The organism is Enorma massiliensis phI, from assembly GCF_000311845.1.
Taxonomy (GTDB): Bacteria; Actinomycetota; Coriobacteriia; order Coriobacteriales; family Coriobacteriaceae; genus Enorma; species Enorma massiliensis.
In genome coordinates this window covers 84,715-103,001 of sequence record NZ_HE978575.1, presented here as the reverse complement: position 1 = coordinate 103,001, position 18,287 = coordinate 84,715, and the positions used below count along the sequence as shown (strand labels likewise).

Below are 18,287 nucleotides of genomic sequence, written 5' to 3'. Positions count from 1 at the left end.
CCACGAATGAAAGCTTGCACTATGGCCAACGCCTTCGCCGCATACCTCGCCGAGCACCACCATGATCTGGACGCGTATCTAGATTCGTTCTTTACGGAACAAACCCAGCATGCGGACCTTGAGCGCTACCTGTACGCACCGCTCGCCGCCTTTTCCGCAAACGGCGGCAAGCGGCACCGCCCTCTCATCTGCATGCTCGCGGCACGCGCCGTGGGCGGTGATCCCGCTCGCGCCCGAAGCGCCGCGGCAGCGATCGAGCACTTCCAGAGCGCGGCCCTCATTCACGACGACATCGCCGACAAAGGCCAGCTGCGGCGCGGCAAGCCTTGCATGTACCTCACGGAAGGCGTGGGCCGCGCCATTAACTGCGGCGACTACGACATCACGCTCTCCACCGACGCCGTGCTCCGCGACGAAGCGCTCGACGCCCCCCTCAAGCTCCGCGTACTCGGCGAGCTGACCGCCATGATGCAGCGAACCGTCGAAGGGCAGGCGCTCGACCTGGGCTGGGTGCAAAACGAGCGCTTCGACCTCACGGTTCAGGATTACCTCACCATGGCAACGCTCAAGACCGCGCATTACAGCGGCGCCGTGCCGCTCGCGGTGGGAGCGATGGTGGGTGGAGGAAGCGAGCAACAGGTAGAAGCCTTGCGCAGCTTTGGCTTGGCCACCGGTCTGGCTTTCCAGATCCAAGACGACCTTTTGAACCTTGTGGGGGATGCGGGCGACAAGGATTTCCGCAACGACATCACCGAGGGCAAGCGGACCCTTGTAGCCGTTCATGCCTTGGAGCACGCCGAATCCGAGACCCGGCGTGAGCTTGTTGAAATCTTGCGCAGCGGCACCCAAGACGCCGCCCTACTCGAACGCGCTGTGAAAATCTTCGACGAGACGGGCTCGATCGCCTTTGCCCACGACTATGCCCTCCGCCTGACCGAACGCGCCAAGGAGGAGCTCTCTGGCATCGAGCTCGAAAACGACTGCCGCGAGCTGCTCCTTTCCATGGCTGATTTCTTTGTCGAACGCCTCAGCTAGCGCGTGGGTCGCGTGGGGGGGTGTCGATGCCTCACGCGACCCACGCGACGGAGGATGAATCGTGCACACCCGGTGTCTGCGTTTCATGCTTAGCGCAGGCGCCGGCTCACGAGAACGCCCGCAAGCGCTAGCACCACGGCGACTGCCAGCGAGATGCCCGTAACCAGATAATTGCCCGAGCCAAAGGACGATGCCGCAACCGTCGACGTGACGATCGAGGGGATGCGACCCACCGTGGTGATGAGCAGGACCGGAAGAAACCGCGCTCGGGTAAGACCGGCGAAGTACGTGAGGAAATCCTTGGGTGTACCCGGAATCAGGAAAACGATGAACATAACGAGCTCGAGCCGGCGCTCGTCACGCAGCCACGAGAAGCGGTCGAGCATCGAGCGGTCGAAGAAAAGCCCCACGATGCGCCAACCCCAGCGATGGACGGCCCAGTATACCAGGCTTGTTGCGAGCGCACTCGCCACCAGGCAAAGCGCCGTGCCCTCCCAGAAACCGAAGGCATAGCCGCTCGCGAGCTCGATGGGCTCACCCGGAAGGAACGCGAGCACCACCTGAATCATATTGATACCGATCATCGCAAGGCGGCTCAGCACGCCCCATTGGTCCACGAAGGCGCGCACCGCTCGGGCATCCATGAGCCACGCGACGGCACCGGGCACGCAGCGCCAGCAGGCAATGCCGAGCAACGCACCCATAACAACCAGCACCGCAATCGCGATGACCCGTTTGCGCCGAAGAGCCGCAGGGGCTCCCGCCTCAAACCCCGCTGCCGCGCGAGCGGATCCAGGCGCCTGCGGGATGCCCGGCGCACGATTCTCCACCTGCTCCATCATCGGTTCTCCTCGTTCGTATCCACTGCGAACGTAGCCGTCACACAGGCACCGCCGCCCTCAAGATTTCCCAGCTCAACCGCACCACCGTGCAAGCGCGCGAGCGTGCGCGCGATATTGAGCCCCAGGCCGAAATGCTCGGCCGATTTGGCCTCGCTGTAGAAAGGGTCGCACCCGTGGTGCAGCGCCTCCGCCGTGAACCCGCGGCCATCGTCCGTGACCACAAGCTCCAGGCACACGTCGCCGCGCGCTCCCGCAGCGAGCGAGCCCTGCTTGGGCTGCAGCAAATCAACGCTCACCGCCACCTTCGATCGCGCATGGTCGCAGGCATTGCCCAGCAGATTGCCCAGCACCTCCTCAACCAACTGCATATCGATGGAGAGGAGCTCGGGGCACGGCTCGGCAGCGTGCTCGGCATCCGGCACGGCGGCGTGCTCGAGACACGGCCCAGCGGCGTGCTCGACACCCACGCCGGCGGCACTCCCGGCATCCGGCGCGGCGGCACCCCCGTCACCCGCCCCGGCGGCGCGCATGCCGTCGCCCAACGAGAAGAGCAGTTTGCAGCCGTTCCCGCGCGTGGCGACATAGCCCGCCGCTTGGCGCTCGAGAACGCAGGCAACATCGGATGGGGCGCATGCCGACCGCATGACCTCGCGATCTTCCAGCTTGGTAACACGGCTCATGAGCTGCGCGTAAGATTCCAGGCGATCGGCTTGGCCGGAAAGCGTGTCGAGCGTCTTGCGCACGTCCTCCCCACTTCCCGCACGGTCGGCCTTTATGCGCGCCATTTCGAGCGTTCCCTTGAGCACCGTCACCGGCGTGCGCAGATCGTGGGCGAACGCGGCGTTAAGACGCCTGCGGTCCTCGGCCGTGCGCCATAGCTCGCGCTGGGTGGCGAGCAGCGAAGACCGCATGCCCTCCATCGCCGCTCCGAGGCGCCCCAGCTCGCGCCCGCGCACAGCACCAATCTGAAAGTCGAGGTCCTGCCGTGCAATGCGGTCGGCCGCCGCCTCCAGCACGGAAAGCGGGCCCCCGATGTGACGCCGATAAAACCGGCGGAACAGCAGCACCGCAAGGCCTCCAAAGGCAACGATGGGCACCCCCACGCCCGCCACCAGCCGCAGCGTCCAGTCAATCCAGGTGAGGTAACTCGCCTCGTCGAGCGACACGTAGTAAGCGACATTCGAGAGCACGACATCTTCGCCGAGATTCGTGTTCGCGAACTCCTCAACCGTTTGCAAGCGCTCGGCACGCTCGCGTGCGTCGTACGCGGGAAGGTCGCTCACGCTCACCGTGGCCTCAGGATCGTATGGAGTGCCATCGGTCTGAAGGTAATCGTCCTCGGTATAGTTTCCGCCCCAATCGGACACACGGTACGAGGGATCGCTGCGAAGAAGCTCCATCGTCGCGTCCACAACCTGCATGTCGCGATTCCAGCCTCCGGCCACGACACCCGCGGACGAATAGTTCTGCGCCGAGTTGGTGAACGCAACGAACACGACCTGCTCGTAGAAATCCTGCAGGTATACGGGCGTCGCTCGCAACAGCTCATTGGTCTGCGCGTCGTAGATGTACGGCCCCGCGTTCACCTCGACATGCTCCGACCGGTGCTCCTCCGACACCCGGTAGTACACCTCCATGAGCGCGTCGATAGCAATGAGCGTCACCACGCTGGCCGCCACGAGCCACACGAGCGCATACACGAAAAACGCCCGCATGATCGAGGGGTTGCGCCACCAAGCCCGCAGCCGGTCGCGCAGGCGGCGAAGACGGCCTCCGCGCTGCGAATCACCGGCGGCAGAAGCCGTTGCCTGCTCTGCATGGCACTGTTCCCGCAGCCTATCGTCGTGTTTTCCGCTCATCGCGCAGCCCACCTATAGCCAACGCCCCACACCGTCTCGATGACTTCGCCATCCACTCCAGCCTCCGCAAACTTCTTGCGTACTCGACGAACATGTTCGCGAACGATGGATGGGTCGCCCGTTGCGCCCCACCCCCATACCTGCTCGTAGATGTGCACGCGGTCATACACGCGCCCTGGGTTCTTGCTCAGCAGCGCGATGATGTCGAACTCCGTGCGCGTGAGGTCAAGCGAGATGCGAGCATCCCGGGCCGAGACCTCGACCGTACGCTCTGCATAATCGATCGTGAGGTCATGGAAGATGCGAGCGCTCTGCGGCCTCGACGCGTCGCGCCGCGCCTCACGCGCCAGATGCGCACGCACGCGGCCGCCCAGCACCTCGAGCGAGAACGGCTTAAGCACGTAATCGTCGGCGCCGGCAGCGAACCCGTCGAGCTGGTCGACGTCCTCCACGCGCGCCGTAAGGAAAATGATCGGGCAGCTAAGGTGCTCGCGAATACGGCGGCAGAGCTCGAACCCGTCCATGCCGGGCATGTTCACGTCGAGCAAGGCGAGGTCGATCCCGGCGTGCTCCTCCGTCAAGCTGCGATTGACCGCACGAAGCGCCTCTTCGGCGCTTTGCGCGCACACGGTTTCATACCCTTCCATGCGGAAGAACTCCTCAAGCATCTGCACGATTGAAAGCTCATCGTCCACGATAAGCAGTCGCTGCTCTTGCCCCATTCCCATCAACCCCATGTCGGACCCAATACATCCCTGGCGCGACACCGCCCTGCCAAGGTATTCGCTATCATCATGCCAAGTAAATGTCGACAATCCATCTACCATTCCGATGTTTTTCAGGCGGAAGCACGCTCGCGGGCAGCGATGCGCGCAACTTGATAGACTATACAAAGAAGATGAACCAACGAAACCACGCCGCAGCGCCGGCGCAGGGCAAGCATATAGAAAGAAGCAGCATGGAAGCAATCACCTCGGGTATGCAGGGACCGGCCGTCGAAGACGTGCAGGCGCGCCTCACCCGCTTGGGCTACACCATCGATGCCGCAGAGCTTGAGGCTCAAGAGTTCGGCCCCGCCACCGCAAAAGCGGTTCAGGAGTTCCGCGCGAACATGCAACTCGATGCGGGAGATACCGTGGACACCGCGTGCTGGAGCGCCCTCGTCGACGCCTCGTACGCGCTCGGCGACCGCACCCTCTACCTGCGCCTGCCCAACTTCCATGGAGCCGATGTTATGGAGCTCCAGCACGCGCTCAACACCCTGGGCTTCTCGTGCGGGCGCGCAGACGGCTCGTTCGGCCCGCACACCGAGGCTGCCCTCCAGCAATTCCAGGAAAACGTTGGGCTCTTTGCCGACGGCATGGCCTTCCAGGACACCTTCAACTACATTCACCGGCTGCGCCACGTGTGGGAGGGCAAACCGCCCGTCGTGGACGCCGAGGAGCGCACCGGTTTCGCGCGCGCAGCGAGCGTGCTCGAGCGCAACCGAATCGCCGTCATGGGCGTGGATCCCATCGCGCGCAATGTCGCGTCGCGCATGTGGAACATCGCCACTGCGACAACGGACGGCAGCGGCATGCAGCTGTGCGACAGCGAAGCGCCCGACGACGTCGATATGATTTTCGAGCTCGCGAGCTCGGAGCTTCCCGAAGATGCCGCACCGCGCGCGACCATCGTGCTGGCAGACTGCCCCAATGTATCGCGGCGCATTCGCACCGCACTCGCTGCTTCCACCACGCGGCCAACGCTCATTCGATTTGAGCTTACGGGGATCACGAGATACGGATCGTTCACCTCAAGCGATGCACAGGCGCTTGCCGTGCAACTCCTCGACGGCGTTTGCGATGCGTTGAGCGATTAGGTACACTGAGTGGGCCGAGCGCGCCTTTGGAGCGTCGGCTATGCTTTGGGGCATCGTCCAGCGGCAGGACCCCGGTTTTTGGTGCCGGTTACGGGGGTTCGAATCCCTCTGCCCCAGCCACGCAATACGCGCAGTTCAAAGTATCTAACATGCTTTGAACTGCTTTTTTATCTCGCTCATGCGAAACAACAATGCGAAATACTTGCGGCAAGCGTTTGGATTTGCCAACAGGCCCAGCTTCTATCGAGAGCCGCCACAGCCCAATTTCCGCCACGGGGCCCGTTGATGCCGCGCACGGGCATCCGTCCGGGCCGGCGCATGCGCCCCAAAGCCCAAAACATGGCCGCCCCGCAGTCCTGTATCCAAATTTGCGCTAAATCGGTCATGTATACTGGAATTCAAGGGTGCGATTTTACCACCGTGCAGGTAGACGGCCTCTCGCACCCCGCACTACCTGGACGGCCACGAATATTGACCATCGTTTCCCAGATAAAAAGACCGACTTAGCGCAAATTTGACTACCCAAATCACGCCAATTAGCCGAAGCATGCTTTTCTATACATTTCGGGATTTTGTTGCCTGCGCTTATGTCGCGTCCTATTCATCAAGATTCGAGAGCGGCTCACCTGTTCATGCTCCCTTTGCTGTAAAGCACAACGTAAGGGTTCACTTCGCCGTCAACACAGCCTGCAAGATGGGCGCGCATCTCCTCTGGAAGCGCAACGTGCCGCACGCCCTCCTCGCTCGGCGCGCCTTCCCCATGCCATGCGCCCTTCTCGTGCGGTGCACTCGATCCGCTACTGGCATCTGCGGGATCTCCCGCCGATGCAAGCACGCGTAAATCCTCGGACGAAGCTTCAACCTGCAAGGACCCCTCAATCAAGCGTGCCCGAACCTGATGAAGCCCATGCTCATGCAGATAGTCCTCGCAAGCGCGCACGGCGGCGAGCTTCCGCTCCGTAAGCGGCTCGCCGCACGGGATGCGCGTCGCCAAGCATGCGCCGGCTGGCATACCCCACACCGGGATGCCCCATTCACGCAGCAACGCACGCTCCTCATCCTTGTGCCAGCCAGTCTCTAGAAGCGGGGAACGCACCCCAAGCTCCTCGAGGGCGCGCATGCCAGGCCGATAATCGCCCGCATCGTCCGCGTTGCTGCCGTCCACGGCCACCTCGATGCCGCGCGCCCGCGCCTCGGCCAAGATTGCCGAAAACCCAGCCCGCTTACAGTAATAGCAACGGTTCTCGTCGTTTCGAACAACGTTTTCCAAAGAGAAGGGATCGAGGGGAACCGCGATAAGCGGCAGCCCGAACGCCGACTGGCCAGATTCTGCAGCCCGCTCAACCGACACCAGCTCAGGCGTTGCCGAAAACGGAGTCTCGATATGCATGAGCACCGCTCGACTCGGCACCGCTCGCGCGCAAACCGCAGCCAAAAAGGTGCTGTCGACACCCCCGGAATATCCGACGGCAACCGATTTCCAAGAATCAAGCAGCTCTTCGAGCGCCTGCAGCTTTTCCCGCGCTTCGCGTTCCACAGCATCCTCCGACTTCTTCGCGGTTTCCGGTCCCTCTTGTACCCATCGCAGGCCGGCTCTGGCACAATAATGTGGTCATCTCGTCGATGGTCCGTCGGCCCGTCACATCGGCTCGCCCATGTAATCGATGCTGACCCGCCACACGACCGTAGCAGCACGCTCGCGCTGCCGCCGCTGGCCTAGCCAAACATTCGCAGCGACGGAGCATGAACCTTCATGAAGGGAACCCCTATGATTAAAGCGGTGCTTTTCGATCTTGACGGCACCCTCGTTGACACCGAGCTGCTCAGTGCGCGCGCATGGCTGGCATCTGGCGAACGCTTGGGGCTCGATGTGAGCGAAGAGCTGATCAAAAGCTTCGTAGGACGCACGGCCGATGCCGTTACCAGCATGCTCATCGAGCACCTGGGAATTACCGAAGCAACTGCCCACGAGCTCTTTTCGCTCCATCGGAGCATCAAAGACGAACTCATGGAAAACGAGCTCGCAGCCAAGCCCTTTGCCGCGAAGGCTCTCTCCGTGCTCAAGAATTATGGCTTCGCGCTGGGACTCGCCACTTCGTCGTATCGTCCGGTTGCGGAACGCGAGCTCGAACCGTTCGGCATGCAGGCGTATTTTGACAGCATCACCTGTGGCGATGAGGTTGAGCACGGCAAACCGGCCCCCGATATCTACCTGCTCGCTGCCGAACGCCTCGGCATGCGGCCCGAGGAGTGCGCAGTCGTCGAGGACTCCCCCAACGGGGTTCGTGCGGGAGCCGCAGCTGGAATGTCGGTCTTCTTGGTGCCGGATACGATTGAGCCCACGCCCGAGATTCGCTCGATGTGCGTCGATGTGCTCGGCTCGCTCGACGAGCTCGCGGGCGCGATTAGGCTGCGCAACGAAGAGATTGCGTAACGCCAAACCCGCAAAAACCGCTAAAGATACGAGCCCATGTCGAGCTCGGCAAACGCGCGGACCGCTCCGAGCCCGGAAAGCTCCGACCTATGCGCCGCCCCCTGCCCGACCGTGCTCGCTCGCTCCAGCAAAAAGGGCCGAACGAGCTCATGCTTGGCCTCGCCGCGCAGCATGGCGGAGGGCCTCACCGCAACCCGGCTTGTGCCACTCCGTACTCCATCAGCGCTGGGGGCGCCGCCCGAACCTTGGGCGCCCCGCGCACCCTCCGTGCCGCGGATACCACCCACGCCCTGGATGCCACTCACTCCCCGGGCGCCACCCGCGCCATGGACTGCCGCCGCACCGCGGGCACTCTCCCCGCCATTCCGGATACCGATCACGCTGCCCTGAGCCCCGACCGCACCGCTCCGGCCATTCTTCTCTTCAATAGCCGCGATTTGGCCCACAAGCATTTGGACCCCTTTGCGGCCAATCTCGTATCCAGCAGGCGAACAGGTGGTCAGCGGCACCGCCCCTCCCCAGGCAAGGGGATTTCCATCGCACCCTGCTACCATGATGTTGCCCGGCACATCGCACCCTGCTGCCTGGACACCCTGGATGGCTCCCGCCGCGATGGCATCTGCCAGGCCTATGATCGCATCCGGCCGCTCGCGGCTCGCACGCTTCGCAAGCCTCTCGCCCAACCGGGCACCATCAGTAGATCCGCAACGGCTTCCCTCATCAAGCACTTCGAACAAGCATTCAGGATGCTCGGCACCAACGGATTGAATGCCCGCAAGGCGCTCGGCAAGCGGTGGCAGCGAAGCAGATCCGATCACCGCAACCCTGCGCGCCCCGCACGCGACGACATGCTCTGCAACCAAGCGTCCCTGAGCGCGATAGTCTGCCGAGACCGAGAGCACCTCGCGCGGCGCACCCAGGGCACCTAGGTACACCACCGGCACCGAAGGCGCATGCTGAGGTTGAGACACCCGATACGCCGACGGCTGCACCAGCACGCCAGCAAGCTGCATACCAGTACAAAATCGCAGATAGCGTCTTTCCACCTCTGCGTTTTCGTTTGAATTCATGATGACAAGGTCGAGGCCCGCGCGCTCGGCTTCGTTGCGGGCACCGCTTGCTATCTGCACGCTGCAACCATGGTTGAGGCGCGGCAAGACGAGCCCGATCACCGCGTTGGACCCCCCGGCCAGCAGGCGGGCGCTTTGGTTGGGTAGGTAGCCCAGGCGCTCGATGGCCTCTTCGATCAGCCGACGCGTCTCGGGGCGCACGCGCTCTGGGTGGTTGATCGCATTCGATACCGTTCCCAGCGAGACGCCCGCCTCGCGCGCCACGTCGCTGATGTTAACTCGCGCCATCTTGCTCCCGTTACTTTCCCACATCGTGTATTGCCGAGTTCGGCATGGTATCCCAGTATAGCAACTCTTTGAAACGCTTTAATGGCGGGCGGCGCCTTGGTATACAATGATGGCGCACGCATACCGTCACCAAGCTCCAAGCTCGTGACGAAACGATCGTAGGGAGGCCCATGCTCCTCGCCATAGATATGGGAAACACGCAAACGGCGCTCGGCCTCTTCGACGCCGACGAGCTCGTGCGCTCTTGGCGCATGCCAACCGACCGCACGTTTACTGCAGACGAAATCCATGTTCGCCTGCTCGGCTACCTGCGCATATACGGCCTTACCCTTGAATGCGTAGACGAAATCGCCTTCGCCGGCGTGGTCCCGCAGCTCACCCGCGAATGGCGCGCCTTCGCTCAACGCATCGCGGCGAGAAGCATCGCCGTGGGAGCGGACACCGCCGCCGTTACATGCATCCACGCGCCACATCCCGAGGAGGTGGGCGCCGACCGTATCGCCAACGCCGTGGCCGCCGAAAAGCTCTACGGAGCGCCGTCGATCGTGGTCGACTTCGGCACGGCGACCAATATCGACGTGGTCGATTCCGACGGCTACTACATCGGCGGTGCAATCGCCCCGGGACTGCGCATCTCGATGGATGCCCTCGTTGCTCGAGCCGCCCGAATCGCAAGCATCCCGCTGGAGACGCCGCCCCACGCCATCGGCCGCACCACTGAAGAGGCCGTGCAGAGCGGCGCCGTACTCGGAACGGCAGCTATGGTCGAGGGGCTTGTTGGCCGTATCCGGGCCGAGCTGGCGGCGCCCGAAGCCCGCGTCATCGCGACCGGAGGGCTTGCGAACATCGTGGCAGATTCAACCAACGTATTCGATGTTGTCGACGGGCAGCTCACCCTCAAAGGCATCTGCGAGATAGCTCGGCGCATGCGCGACCGCGTACCGCACTCGACGTAAAACGGCCTGCGCTTCTAGTCTGCTCGGGCAGACAGGCGCGTGCCGCCAAATATACCCAGTTTTTCAGACTCCCACGCCAGGGAGCAATCCAACATCCATCGATACCTGCGGTATTGCGAGCATAAGGGCCGCGCCCATTGGACACGGCCCTCAGAAATCGGGGCTAAGCGACACGGCTCCCCCAGCGTCACGCAACGGAGCCCTCGTCTCCCTGCATGGCGTCGTCCGCAGCAAGCCGATGTGCCATGACATCGCAGGCAAGCGCGCCCACCACCGTTTTAGCATCCTCGATTTTGCCATCGAGCACGGCATCCACGAGCTCCTGCACATCGACCAGCTCGACGTTCAGGAATTCGTCCTCGTCGGGTTGGGCTCCCTCAAACGAAAGCTGGGTGGCAAGGTAGATATGGATGAGCTCATCGGTAAATCCACCCGAGGTGGCGATGGTGGTGAGGTAGGCGATGCGCCCCGCCACAAAGCCGGTCTCCTCCTTGAGCTCGCGCTTCGCGCAGTCGAGCGGCTCCTCGCCGGGGTCCATCTTGCCTGCGGGAATCTCCACCGTCACGCGGTCGAGCGCCGTGCGATACTGGCGCACGAGCGCGATCTTTCCGTTCTCCGTGAGGGCAACGATGGCTACGGCCCCGCAATGACGCACCACGTCGCGCACGGAGCAGCGCCCGTTCGGAAGTTTGACCTCCATGCGTTCAACGTCGAAGATCTTACCGCTCCACATGGTCTCTTGCGTCAAGATTTGCTCATGCAGCTCGGCGTCGTGCTCGCCTTCGTCGCCGGGAACCAGATGGCCGCCGTCTTCGGCAGCGGGCACCTCCCCTGGCATCGCGTCCGCATAAGCATCTTCCAGGTTGTCCGTAGTTGAGGTATCGACCATTTTTTCTTCGATCTCTGCCATGTGTCTCCCCTTCGCTCAGCGCGCGTGCAGTGCGCAGTCACGTCAGTTGTACCCAACAACGCATCACGCTACGCCGGCGCAGAGCCTTCTGGATACCCGCCGCATACAAGAAGAGAAAGGGCCCCGGAAACATGTCCGAAGCCCTTGATGAATCACAGACACCGGGTGTCTGCGATTCATCCAAACGAAAGGAGGCCCCGAGGGAATCCCCCGGGGCCTCCTATAAGGAGCTAGGACTCAGGCCTTAGACCTCAGCGTAGACATCCTTGAGCTTCAGCAGGTGCTGATAGCGGGCCATTGCGGCTTCCTCGTTCTCCTTGAAGAGCACCTCGGCGCGCTCGGGGAACGAACGGGTGAGCGAAGCATAGCGGGCCTCGTTCATCAGGAACTCCTGATAACCGCCCTTCGGCTCCTTGGAGTCGAGGGTGAACTTCTTGCCCACCTCGGCGGCGGGGTTGAAGCGGAAGAGGTTCCAGTAGCCGCACTCCACGGCCTTCTTCATCTCGGCCTGGCAGTTCTGCATGCCACCCTTCTTGATGGAGTGCATCTCGCAGGGGCTGTAGCCGATGATGAGGGACGGGCCGTCGTAGGCCTCGGCCTCCTGGATGGCCTTAAGCGTCTGAGCGGGGTTGGCGCCCATGGCAACCTGGGCCACGTACACATAGCCATAGCTCATCGCGATCTCGGCAAGGCTCTTCTTCTTGGTGGTCTTGCCGGCCGCGTCGAACTGGGCCACCTGGCCGAGGTTCGAAGCCTTAGAGGCCTGGCCACCGGTGTTGGAGTACACCTCGGTGTCGAACACGAAGACGTTGACGTCGTTGTTGCTGGCGAGCACGTGATCGAGGCCGCCGAAGCCGATGTCATACGCCCAGCCGTCGCCACCGAAGATCCAGAAGCTCTTCTTGGTGAGGAAGGACTTGTCGGCGAGGATCGCCTTGGCCTTGTCGCAGCCGCAAGCCTCGAGGGCCGCGATGTAGGCAGCAGCGGTGGTCTTGGATGCCTCGGCGTCCTTGCGAGCGTCGATCCAGGCCTTACCGGCAGCCTTCACGTCCTCGGGCGTACCCTCGGCAGCGATGAGCTCCTCGGTCAGCACCACGAGCTTGTTCTGAACGGCCTCGTAACCGAGCGCCATGCCCAGGCCGTGCTCGGCGTTGTCCTCGAAGAGGCTGTTGTTCCACGCCGGACCATGACCGTCCTTGTTGACCGTGTACGGCGAACGGCCAGCCGGGTTGCCCCAAATGGAGGAGCAGCCGGTGGCGTTGGAGATGAACATGCGGTCGCCGCAAACCTGGGTGACGAGGCGCGCATAGGCGGTCTCGGCGCAGCCGGCGCAGGAGCCGGAGAACTCAAGCAGCGGCTGCTTGAACTGGCTGCCCTTGACGTTTGCAGCCTCGAGCACGGGCTTCGGCGAGACCTCGGCCACGCAGTAATCGAAGGTCTTCTGCTCCTCGAGTTCCTGCTCCTGCGGCACCATGGTGAGGGCGCCCTTCGGGCAGACCTTGGCGCAGTTGGTGCAGCCCATGCAGTCGAGCGGGCTGATGGCCATGGTGAACTTGAGGCCGGTGTCCTTCGGCATCTTGATGTCGAGCGTGCGCATGCCCTCGGGCGCGTTCGCGATCTCTTCCTCGGTCAGGCCGAACGGGCGGATCGTGGCGTGCGGGCACACATACGAGCACTGGTTGCACTGGATGCACTTGTCGGCGTCCCAATGCGGCACCATGACGGCAACGCCGCGCTTCTCGTACGCAGAGGCGCCCTGCTCGAACTGGCCGTCGGCATGATCGACGAACGCGGAGACGGGGAGCTCGTCGCCCTCCATGCGGTTGATGGGCTCCATGATGTTCTTGACCTGCTTGACGAGCTCGGGACGGCCCTTGAGCTCGGCGGCGGGAGCCTCGTCGGCGGCATCGGCCCACTCGGCGGGAACCTCATGCTTCACGAAGGCGGTGGCGCCGGCATCGATGGCCTTCCAGTTAGCCTCGACGACGTCCTGGCCCTTCTTGGCGTAGGACTTCTCGGCAGCGTCCTTCATGTACTTGATGGCATCCTCCTGCGGGAGCACGCCGGCGAGCGTGAAGAACGCGGACTGGAGGATGGTGTTGGTGCGCTTGCCCATGCCCACCTGAACCGCCAGGTCGATGGCGTTGATGGTGTAGAGCTGCACGTTGTTCTTGGCGATATAGCGCTTCTCAGCCGCAGAGAGGTGCTTCGAGAGCTCGTCGAAGTCCCACTGGCAGTTGATCATGAGCGTACCGCCGGGCTTCACACCCTGGGCAATCTTGAAGTGCTTCGTGATGTAGCTGGGGTTGTGGCACGCCACGAAGTCGGCCTTGGTGATGTAGTACGGGCTCTTGATGGGCTGATCGCCGAAGCGCAGGTGGCTGATGGTCACGCCGCCCGTCTTCTTGGAGTCGTACTGGAAGTAGGCCTGAACGTACTTGTCGGTGTGGTCGCCGATGATCTTAATCGAGTTCTTGTTGGCGCCCACGGTACCGTCGCCGCCAAGGCCCCAGAACTTGCACTCGATGGTGCCCTCGGCCGCGGTGTTGGGCGCGTCGGCGTCCATGGGGAGGGAGAGGTTGGTGACGTCGTCGACGATGCCGATGGTGAACTCGCGCTTGGGCTCGTCGGCCTTGAGCTCCTCGTAGACCGAGAACGCAGCCGCGGGCGGCTCGTCCTTGGAACCGAGGCCGTAACGGCCGCCGACAACCTTGATGCCGGTCTTGCCGGACTCATAGAGCGCAGAGACGACGTCCTCGTAGAGCGGCTCGCCGATGGAACCGGCCTCCTTGGTGCGGTCGAGCACGGCGATCTTCTTGACGGTCTCGGGCAGCGCAGCGATGAAGTGCTCGATGGACCACGGACGATACAGACGGACCTTGACCAGGCCGACCTTCTCGCCATGGGCGTTGAGGTAGTCGATGACCTCCTCGAGGGTATCGCAGAAGGAGCCCATGCAGACCACGACGCGGTCCGCATCCGGCGCGCCATAGTAGTCGAAGAGGTGATAGTTGGTGCCGAGCTTCTCGTTCACCTGGTTCATGTAGTCCTCGACCACCGCGGGCAGCTCGTCGTAGGTCGTGTTGCAGGCCTCACGATGCTGGAAGAAGACGTCGCCGTCCTCGTGGGTGCCGCGGTTGTGCGGGTGCTCCGGGTTGAGGGCGTGGTCGCGGAACGCCTGGACGGCGTCCATGTCGCACATCTCGGCCAGATCGTCGAAGTCCCACACGGCGACCTTCTGGATCTCATGCGAGGTGCGGAAGCCGTCGAAGAAGTTCAGGAACGGCACGCGGCCCTTGATGGCGGAAAGGTGCGCCACGGCGGCGAGGTCCATGACCTCCTGGACGTTGGTCTCGGCGAGCATGGCGAAGCCGGTCTGGCGGCAAGCCATCACGTCGGAGTGATCGCCGAAGATGTTGAGCGCGTGGGAGGCAACCGTACGCGCGGAGACGTGGAACACGCCCGGCAGGTGCTCGCCAGCGATCTTGTACATGTTCGGGATCATGAGCAGCAGGCCCTGGGAAGCCGTGTAGGTGGTGGTCAGCGCACCGGCGCAGAGCGAGCCGTGGACGGTGCCCGCGGCGCCCGCCTCGGACTCCATCTCGATGACCTTCACCGGGGTTCCGAAGATGTTCTTCATCCCCTGGGCTGCCCACTGGTCGACATGGTCGGCCATGGGGCTGGACGGCGTGATGGGGTAAATCCCCGCAACTTCGGTGAACGCATACGATACGTATGCGGCGGCCTCGTTGCCGTCCATGGACTTGAACTTGCGCGCCATATACCCTCTCCTCTCATAGGTATACAGGTTCCCGGTGCCTGGTGCGCCGGGGCTTTTCCGCATTTCTTGGAAAATCGCTGGCATGAGGCCGTGTCTGCGCAATTGGCGCGGCCGCGTGCGTCGGGCTTCGGCGATGAGGGGAAGCCGTCTGCTGGCGAAAATCCACATGCGTCGTTATTGTACCGCGTTCGGCGCGACCGTAATCGTGAATCTGAATAGGTGAGGTGATTTGGAGGGGGCTGCGTCCATCGCGGCAAATCCGGAGTTATCCCCCATCCAACGGGCCAGTTCCGAAGCCACCCCGGTCAGCGCTGCAAATCTGGAGTTATCCCCAACTCAACGTTGCAGATTTGGAGTTACACGGGGCCGAGATTCGCCGAGCGCGGCATAATTGGAGTTACCGTCACCGGCATGCCCTCCGAGTGCAGCAAATCTGGAATTATGCATAGCGAGCGCAGCATATATGGAGCTAAGGTCACCTACAGAGGCCAATAACTCCATATATGCTTCGCTCGCTGCCCTTAACTTCAAATCTGCAACGGTGAACAGAATGTAACTCCAAATATTCAGCGATGGAAAATCGCCGTGCAGGAAATCACGCTCTGAGGTGCCACAAATGAGGAGGGAGCACGCCTTGCGCGCGGCGGCCGACGAATGAGTGGCAAGGCGGAGTGCCTCAGAGCGCGCGGCGGGCTTCGATGGCGCGGCCGAGGGTCAGCTCATCCGCGTATTCAAGGTCGCCGCCCACGGGCAGGCCGCTCGCCAAACGGCTCACCGTCACGCCCAGCGGCTTGATGGTGCGTGCGAGGTAGCTCGCGGTGGTCTCTCCCTCGATGTTGGGGTTCGTAGCGATGATGACCTCTTGGATGTCTTCCTCGCCCAGGCGCATAAGCAACTCGCGAATATGCAGCTGCTCCGGACCGATCTTGTCCATGGGGCTGATCACGCCGCCGAGCACGTGGTACAAGCCGTGGTAGCTGCCCGTGCGCTCGATGGCGGTCACATCACGCGGCTCGCCAACCACGCAGATGCGCGTGCGATCGCGCATGCCGTCCATGCAGATGGGGCACTCGTCGGCCGTGGCGTAGTTAAAGCAACGGCTGCAGAAGTGCACGTGCTCTTTCACATCGAGGATAGCCTGCGCCAAACGGCGCGCCTCCTCGGCGTCGGCTTCGAGCAGGTGGTAGGCGATGCGCTGGGCACTCTTGGGCCCGATGCCCGGCAAACGCCCCAGCTCATCGAGCAAGCGCTGCAAATCTTGGTTGCTCGCCATGGCATCCTTCCTCATCAGCTTCCACGAGCGACATTCGGTGTTACGGGGTCACACGCACCGTGTGCAAACACATTCGCGACGGATATCAACGGTTATTTTGCAATGAACCCAGTAGGACGGTGTCCTTGGCAAAGGAATATGCAGGTAGAACGCTTGTGCCGTTTCGCGCTACTCGACGAGTCCAAAAACAACCGTTGATTTCCGAATCGAGTGGACTTAGAACGGCATGCCGGGAATGTTGAGGCCTCCGGTAACGGCGCCCATCTGGCGGTTCGCAAGCTCGCCGACGCCGCGCAGGGCCTCGTTCACAGCTGCCATAACCATGTCCTCGAGCATCTCGACGTCTTCGGGGTCGATGGCCTCCGGGTCGATCTTGAGCGAAGTGACCTGCATGTCACCGCTCACGGTGACCTTGACCATGCCGCCGCCGGCCGACGCATCGACCGTGGACTGCGCGATGGTCTCCTGTGCGGCGGCGAGCTGCTCCTGCATCTTACGAGCCTGCTTCATCATTTGCTGCATGTTCATCTGAGCCATGGGAACTCCTTTGATTGCGGTGCGGCGCGCATCTGGCAAACCGGACGCGCCGCAAATTTGACGTTGGCATCGTACCATGAACGAGCGCGCTACTCCGCGCCGCCCACCTGCGTCACCTTTACTCCGTCACCGAATACGCTGCCCAGTACCGACGCAATATCGTCAGCGTCTTCGCCGCCCATGGAGACGGAGGGAGCCGGCATTGCAGGGGCCAAATCAGAGGCTGAGGGCGCAGAGCCGGAAGGTCCGCCGGCTGCCGGCATCGGGGACGCGGCTGGTGTAGCCCAGGGAACAGATGATTGGGCGGCAGGCTGAGCGACATCGGAAGAAGATGTCTTCGGCTGCGAAGACGACGAGGCCGCAGCCGCTTGCGCTGAGGGCGCCGCAGCAGCAGCGACCTGTGACACGCCAGCCGTGGAGGCTGCGGAAGAAACCGTCGTAGAAGCTGCAACCGCAGAGGTTGCAGAAGAGCTAGCCGCAGGAGCGGGAGACGGTGATGCGGCGGCATCGAGATTCGCACCGGGCATATCGAACGGGGGCAGGTCGTCGTCATATGCCATGGCGGCAGCATCGTCGTAGGGCACCTGGTCGTCATCCCATGCAGGGGTCTCGGAGGCCGGTGCCTGGGCGGGTTTTGTGAAAGCAGGGCCCGGTGCCTGGGCGGGCTCCGAGGGAGCGTGATCTAGCTTGCACTCGGGCACCGAGGGGGCTGGCTCAGGCGCTGGACCAAACTCCGCTGGGGCAGGAGCCCACGGAGCAGAATCTGGCGACAGCCCGTATGCGGGTTCCTGGGCGGCCGGCGTGACTGCGGGTTTTTTGGCCACCGGCTCGGACGCATTGGGCGATGCCGAAGCAGCAGGAGAGGAGTGGGTCGCCAGGGCTGACGATTCCGCCGCAACCTGGGGCCCCTCCGGCGCCTCTGCGACCTGGCCCCCCTTCGGCGCCGTGGCCTCGGGCCGTGCAGCCGATGCAGGTGCCTCCGGCACAGAAGCAGCAGGAGCTGAAGGCTGTGGGGCGGAAGTTTTCGGTGCAGCGGCAGAACCATCCATCACGTAGTGCACCGCACGGTTACCAAAAACAGCGCACACCTGCGGAAGCACGACCTCTTGCGTGTCCGGCCGGCCGAGCATCGTGATCGCAAAGCCCGAGCCGGGAGGGAAGCTCACCGTAAGCGCGGACCCGTCGTCGGATTGCGCGCGGGAGCTCTGCAGAAGCGCGCCTCTCGAAGGCTGGGCCGCGGTAACGCGCTTCACCACATCGCTCCACTTGCGCTGCAGCTCGCCCGCATCGGTCACCGCGGGCGTGGGGGCCGCAGCCGACGCAGCGACCTCGGCCGCAGACGGGCGCGAGGAAGCGGCTGGGGCGGCGGCGGCCGAAGGGCGCGAGGGAGCTGCCGCTGCGGTCGGGGCGGCCTGTCCCGCTGCGCTCGCCGGGCGAACAG

At 63.2% G+C, this 18,287-nt stretch carries 14 protein-coding genes and 1 tRNA gene; 5 read left to right on the top strand and 10 right to left on the bottom strand.

Annotation, left to right across the window (positions count from 1 at the left end):
• The first annotated feature begins 21 nt into the window (after positions 1 to 21).
• Positions 22 to 1,035 (top strand): polyprenyl synthetase family protein, encoded by a 1,014-nt coding sequence (locus tag HGEM_RS07175; RefSeq protein WP_019128748.1) that lies wholly within the window; start codon positions 22 to 24, stop codon positions 1,033 to 1,035.
• Positions 1,036 to 1,124: 89 nt separating this feature from the next.
• Here the strand turns inward: HGEM_RS07175 and HGEM_RS07170 are convergent, their stop codons facing one another.
• The 3 genes from HGEM_RS07170 to HGEM_RS07160 are packed head-to-tail and all read right to left on the bottom strand — an operon-like array spanning position 1,125 to position 4,458.
• On the bottom strand, positions 1,125 to 1,877 hold the full coding sequence (locus tag HGEM_RS07170; RefSeq protein WP_019128747.1) for a TVP38/TMEM64 family protein: 753 nt from the start codon (positions 1,875 to 1,877) through the stop codon (positions 1,125 to 1,127).
• Positions 1,874 to 3,736 carry a HAMP domain-containing sensor histidine kinase gene (locus HGEM_RS07165; RefSeq protein ID WP_019128746.1) on the bottom strand — a complete coding sequence of 621 codons (1,863 nt, stop codon included), beginning with the start codon at positions 3,734 to 3,736 and terminating at the stop codon, positions 1,874 to 1,876. Before HGEM_RS07165 ends, HGEM_RS07170 begins: the two co-directional genes overlap by 4 nt.
• Positions 3,733 to 4,458 carry a response regulator transcription factor gene (locus HGEM_RS07160; protein WP_019128745.1) on the bottom strand — a complete coding sequence of 242 codons (726 nt, stop codon included), beginning with the start codon at positions 4,456 to 4,458 and terminating at the stop codon, positions 3,733 to 3,735. The genes HGEM_RS07165 and HGEM_RS07160 overlap by 4 nt, the downstream gene beginning before the upstream one ends.
• 236 nt (positions 4,459 to 4,694) lie before the next feature.
• Between HGEM_RS07160 and HGEM_RS07155 the strand changes: the two genes are divergently transcribed.
• Positions 4,695 to 5,597, top strand: coding sequence for a peptidoglycan-binding domain-containing protein (locus HGEM_RS07155; RefSeq protein WP_019128744.1), 903 nt, complete (start codon positions 4,695 to 4,697; stop codon positions 5,595 to 5,597).
• Positions 5,598 to 5,643: 46 nt separating this feature from the next.
• Positions 5,644 to 5,717, top strand: a tRNA-Gln gene (locus HGEM_RS07150).
• A 502-nt stretch (positions 5,718 to 6,219) separates the two neighbouring features.
• On the opposite strand, the gene larE is transcribed toward HGEM_RS07150, so the two are convergent.
• Positions 6,220 to 7,134, bottom strand: a complete 915-nt coding sequence (gene larE / locus HGEM_RS07145; protein WP_019128743.1) for an ATP-dependent sacrificial sulfur transferase LarE — start codon at positions 7,132 to 7,134, stop codon at positions 6,220 to 6,222.
• A gap of 231 nt (positions 7,135 to 7,365) precedes the next feature.
• Here larE and HGEM_RS07140 point away from each other — a divergent pair, with 231 nt between their 5' ends.
• The gene (locus HGEM_RS07140) at positions 7,366 to 8,031 is read left to right on the top strand and encodes an HAD family hydrolase (protein ID WP_019128742.1); all 666 of its coding nucleotides are present in this window, start codon (positions 7,366 to 7,368) and stop codon (positions 8,029 to 8,031) included.
• Between the two features lie 20 nt (positions 8,032 to 8,051).
• Here HGEM_RS07140 and HGEM_RS07135 read toward each other — a convergent pair whose 3' ends face one another.
• The gene (locus HGEM_RS07135; RefSeq protein ID WP_019128741.1) at positions 8,052 to 9,389 is read right to left on the bottom strand and encodes a LacI family DNA-binding transcriptional regulator; all 1,338 of its coding nucleotides are present in this window, start codon (positions 9,387 to 9,389) and stop codon (positions 8,052 to 8,054) included.
• A gap of 170 nt (positions 9,390 to 9,559) precedes the next feature.
• On the opposite strand from HGEM_RS07135, the gene HGEM_RS07130 reads away from it, so the two are divergent.
• Entirely contained in the window at positions 9,560 to 10,345 is a 786-nt protein-coding gene (locus HGEM_RS07130; protein ID WP_019128740.1) for a type III pantothenate kinase, read from the top strand.
• Between the two features lie 187 nt (positions 10,346 to 10,532).
• Here the strand turns inward: HGEM_RS07130 and HGEM_RS07125 are convergent, their stop codons facing one another.
• The 5 genes from HGEM_RS07125 to HGEM_RS07105 form a co-directional block, all read right to left on the bottom strand.
• Complete coding sequence (locus HGEM_RS07125) at positions 10,533 to 11,255, bottom strand: NUDIX domain-containing protein (protein ID WP_019128739.1); 723 nt, start codon at positions 11,253 to 11,255, stop codon at positions 10,533 to 10,535.
• Positions 11,256 to 11,499: 244 nt separating this feature from the next.
• On the bottom strand, positions 11,500 to 15,036 hold the full coding sequence (gene nifJ, locus HGEM_RS07120; protein ID WP_019128738.1) for a pyruvate:ferredoxin (flavodoxin) oxidoreductase: 3,537 nt from the start codon (positions 15,034 to 15,036) through the stop codon (positions 11,500 to 11,502).
• 676 nt (positions 15,037 to 15,712) lie between these two features.
• Positions 15,713 to 16,309, bottom strand: a complete 597-nt coding sequence (recR, locus tag HGEM_RS07115; RefSeq protein ID WP_019128737.1) for a recombination mediator RecR — start codon at positions 16,307 to 16,309, stop codon at positions 15,713 to 15,715.
• A gap of 216 nt (positions 16,310 to 16,525) precedes the next feature.
• Positions 16,526 to 16,846, bottom strand: a complete 321-nt coding sequence (locus HGEM_RS07110) for a YbaB/EbfC family nucleoid-associated protein (RefSeq protein WP_019128736.1) — start codon at positions 16,844 to 16,846, stop codon at positions 16,526 to 16,528.
• 89 nt (positions 16,847 to 16,935) lie between these two features.
• On the bottom strand, positions 16,936 to 18,287 hold a 1,352-nt coding region (locus tag HGEM_RS07105), incomplete at its 5' end, for a hypothetical protein (RefSeq protein ID WP_035101567.1).

What these genes read in the sequence shown, in the direction of transcription:
- HGEM_RS07175 (WP_019128748.1), top strand. Translation starts at nt 22, where the DNA reads ATGGCCAACGCCTTCGCCGCATACCTCGCCGAGCACCACCATGATCTG.
- HGEM_RS07170 (WP_019128747.1), bottom strand. Translation starts at nt 1,877, where the DNA reads ATGATGGAGCAGGTGGAGAATCGTGCGCCGGGCATCCCGCAGGCGCCT.
- HGEM_RS07165 (WP_019128746.1), bottom strand. Translation starts at nt 3,736, where the DNA reads ATGAGCGGAAAACACGACGATAGGCTGCGGGAACAGTGCCATGCAGAG.
- HGEM_RS07160 (WP_019128745.1), bottom strand. Translation starts at nt 4,458, where the DNA reads ATGGGGCAAGAGCAGCGACTGCTTATCGTGGACGATGAGCTTTCAATC.
- HGEM_RS07155 (WP_019128744.1), top strand. Translation starts at nt 4,695, where the DNA reads ATGGAAGCAATCACCTCGGGTATGCAGGGACCGGCCGTCGAAGACGTG.
- HGEM_RS07140 (WP_019128742.1), top strand. Translation starts at nt 7,366, where the DNA reads ATGATTAAAGCGGTGCTTTTCGATCTTGACGGCACCCTCGTTGACACC.
- HGEM_RS07135 (WP_019128741.1), bottom strand. Translation starts at nt 9,389, where the DNA reads ATGGCGCGAGTTAACATCAGCGACGTGGCGCGCGAGGCGGGCGTCTCG.
- HGEM_RS07130 (WP_019128740.1), top strand. Translation starts at nt 9,560, where the DNA reads ATGCTCCTCGCCATAGATATGGGAAACACGCAAACGGCGCTCGGCCTC.
- HGEM_RS07125 (WP_019128739.1), bottom strand. Translation starts at nt 11,255, where the DNA reads ATGGCAGAGATCGAAGAAAAAATGGTCGATACCTCAACTACGGACAAC.
- nifJ (WP_019128738.1), bottom strand. Translation starts at nt 15,036, where the DNA reads ATGGCGCGCAAGTTCAAGTCCATGGACGGCAACGAGGCCGCCGCATAC.
- recR (WP_019128737.1), bottom strand. Translation starts at nt 16,309, where the DNA reads ATGGCGAGCAACCAAGATTTGCAGCGCTTGCTCGATGAGCTGGGGCGT.
- HGEM_RS07110 (WP_019128736.1), bottom strand. Translation starts at nt 16,846, where the DNA reads ATGGCTCAGATGAACATGCAGCAAATGATGAAGCAGGCTCGTAAGATG.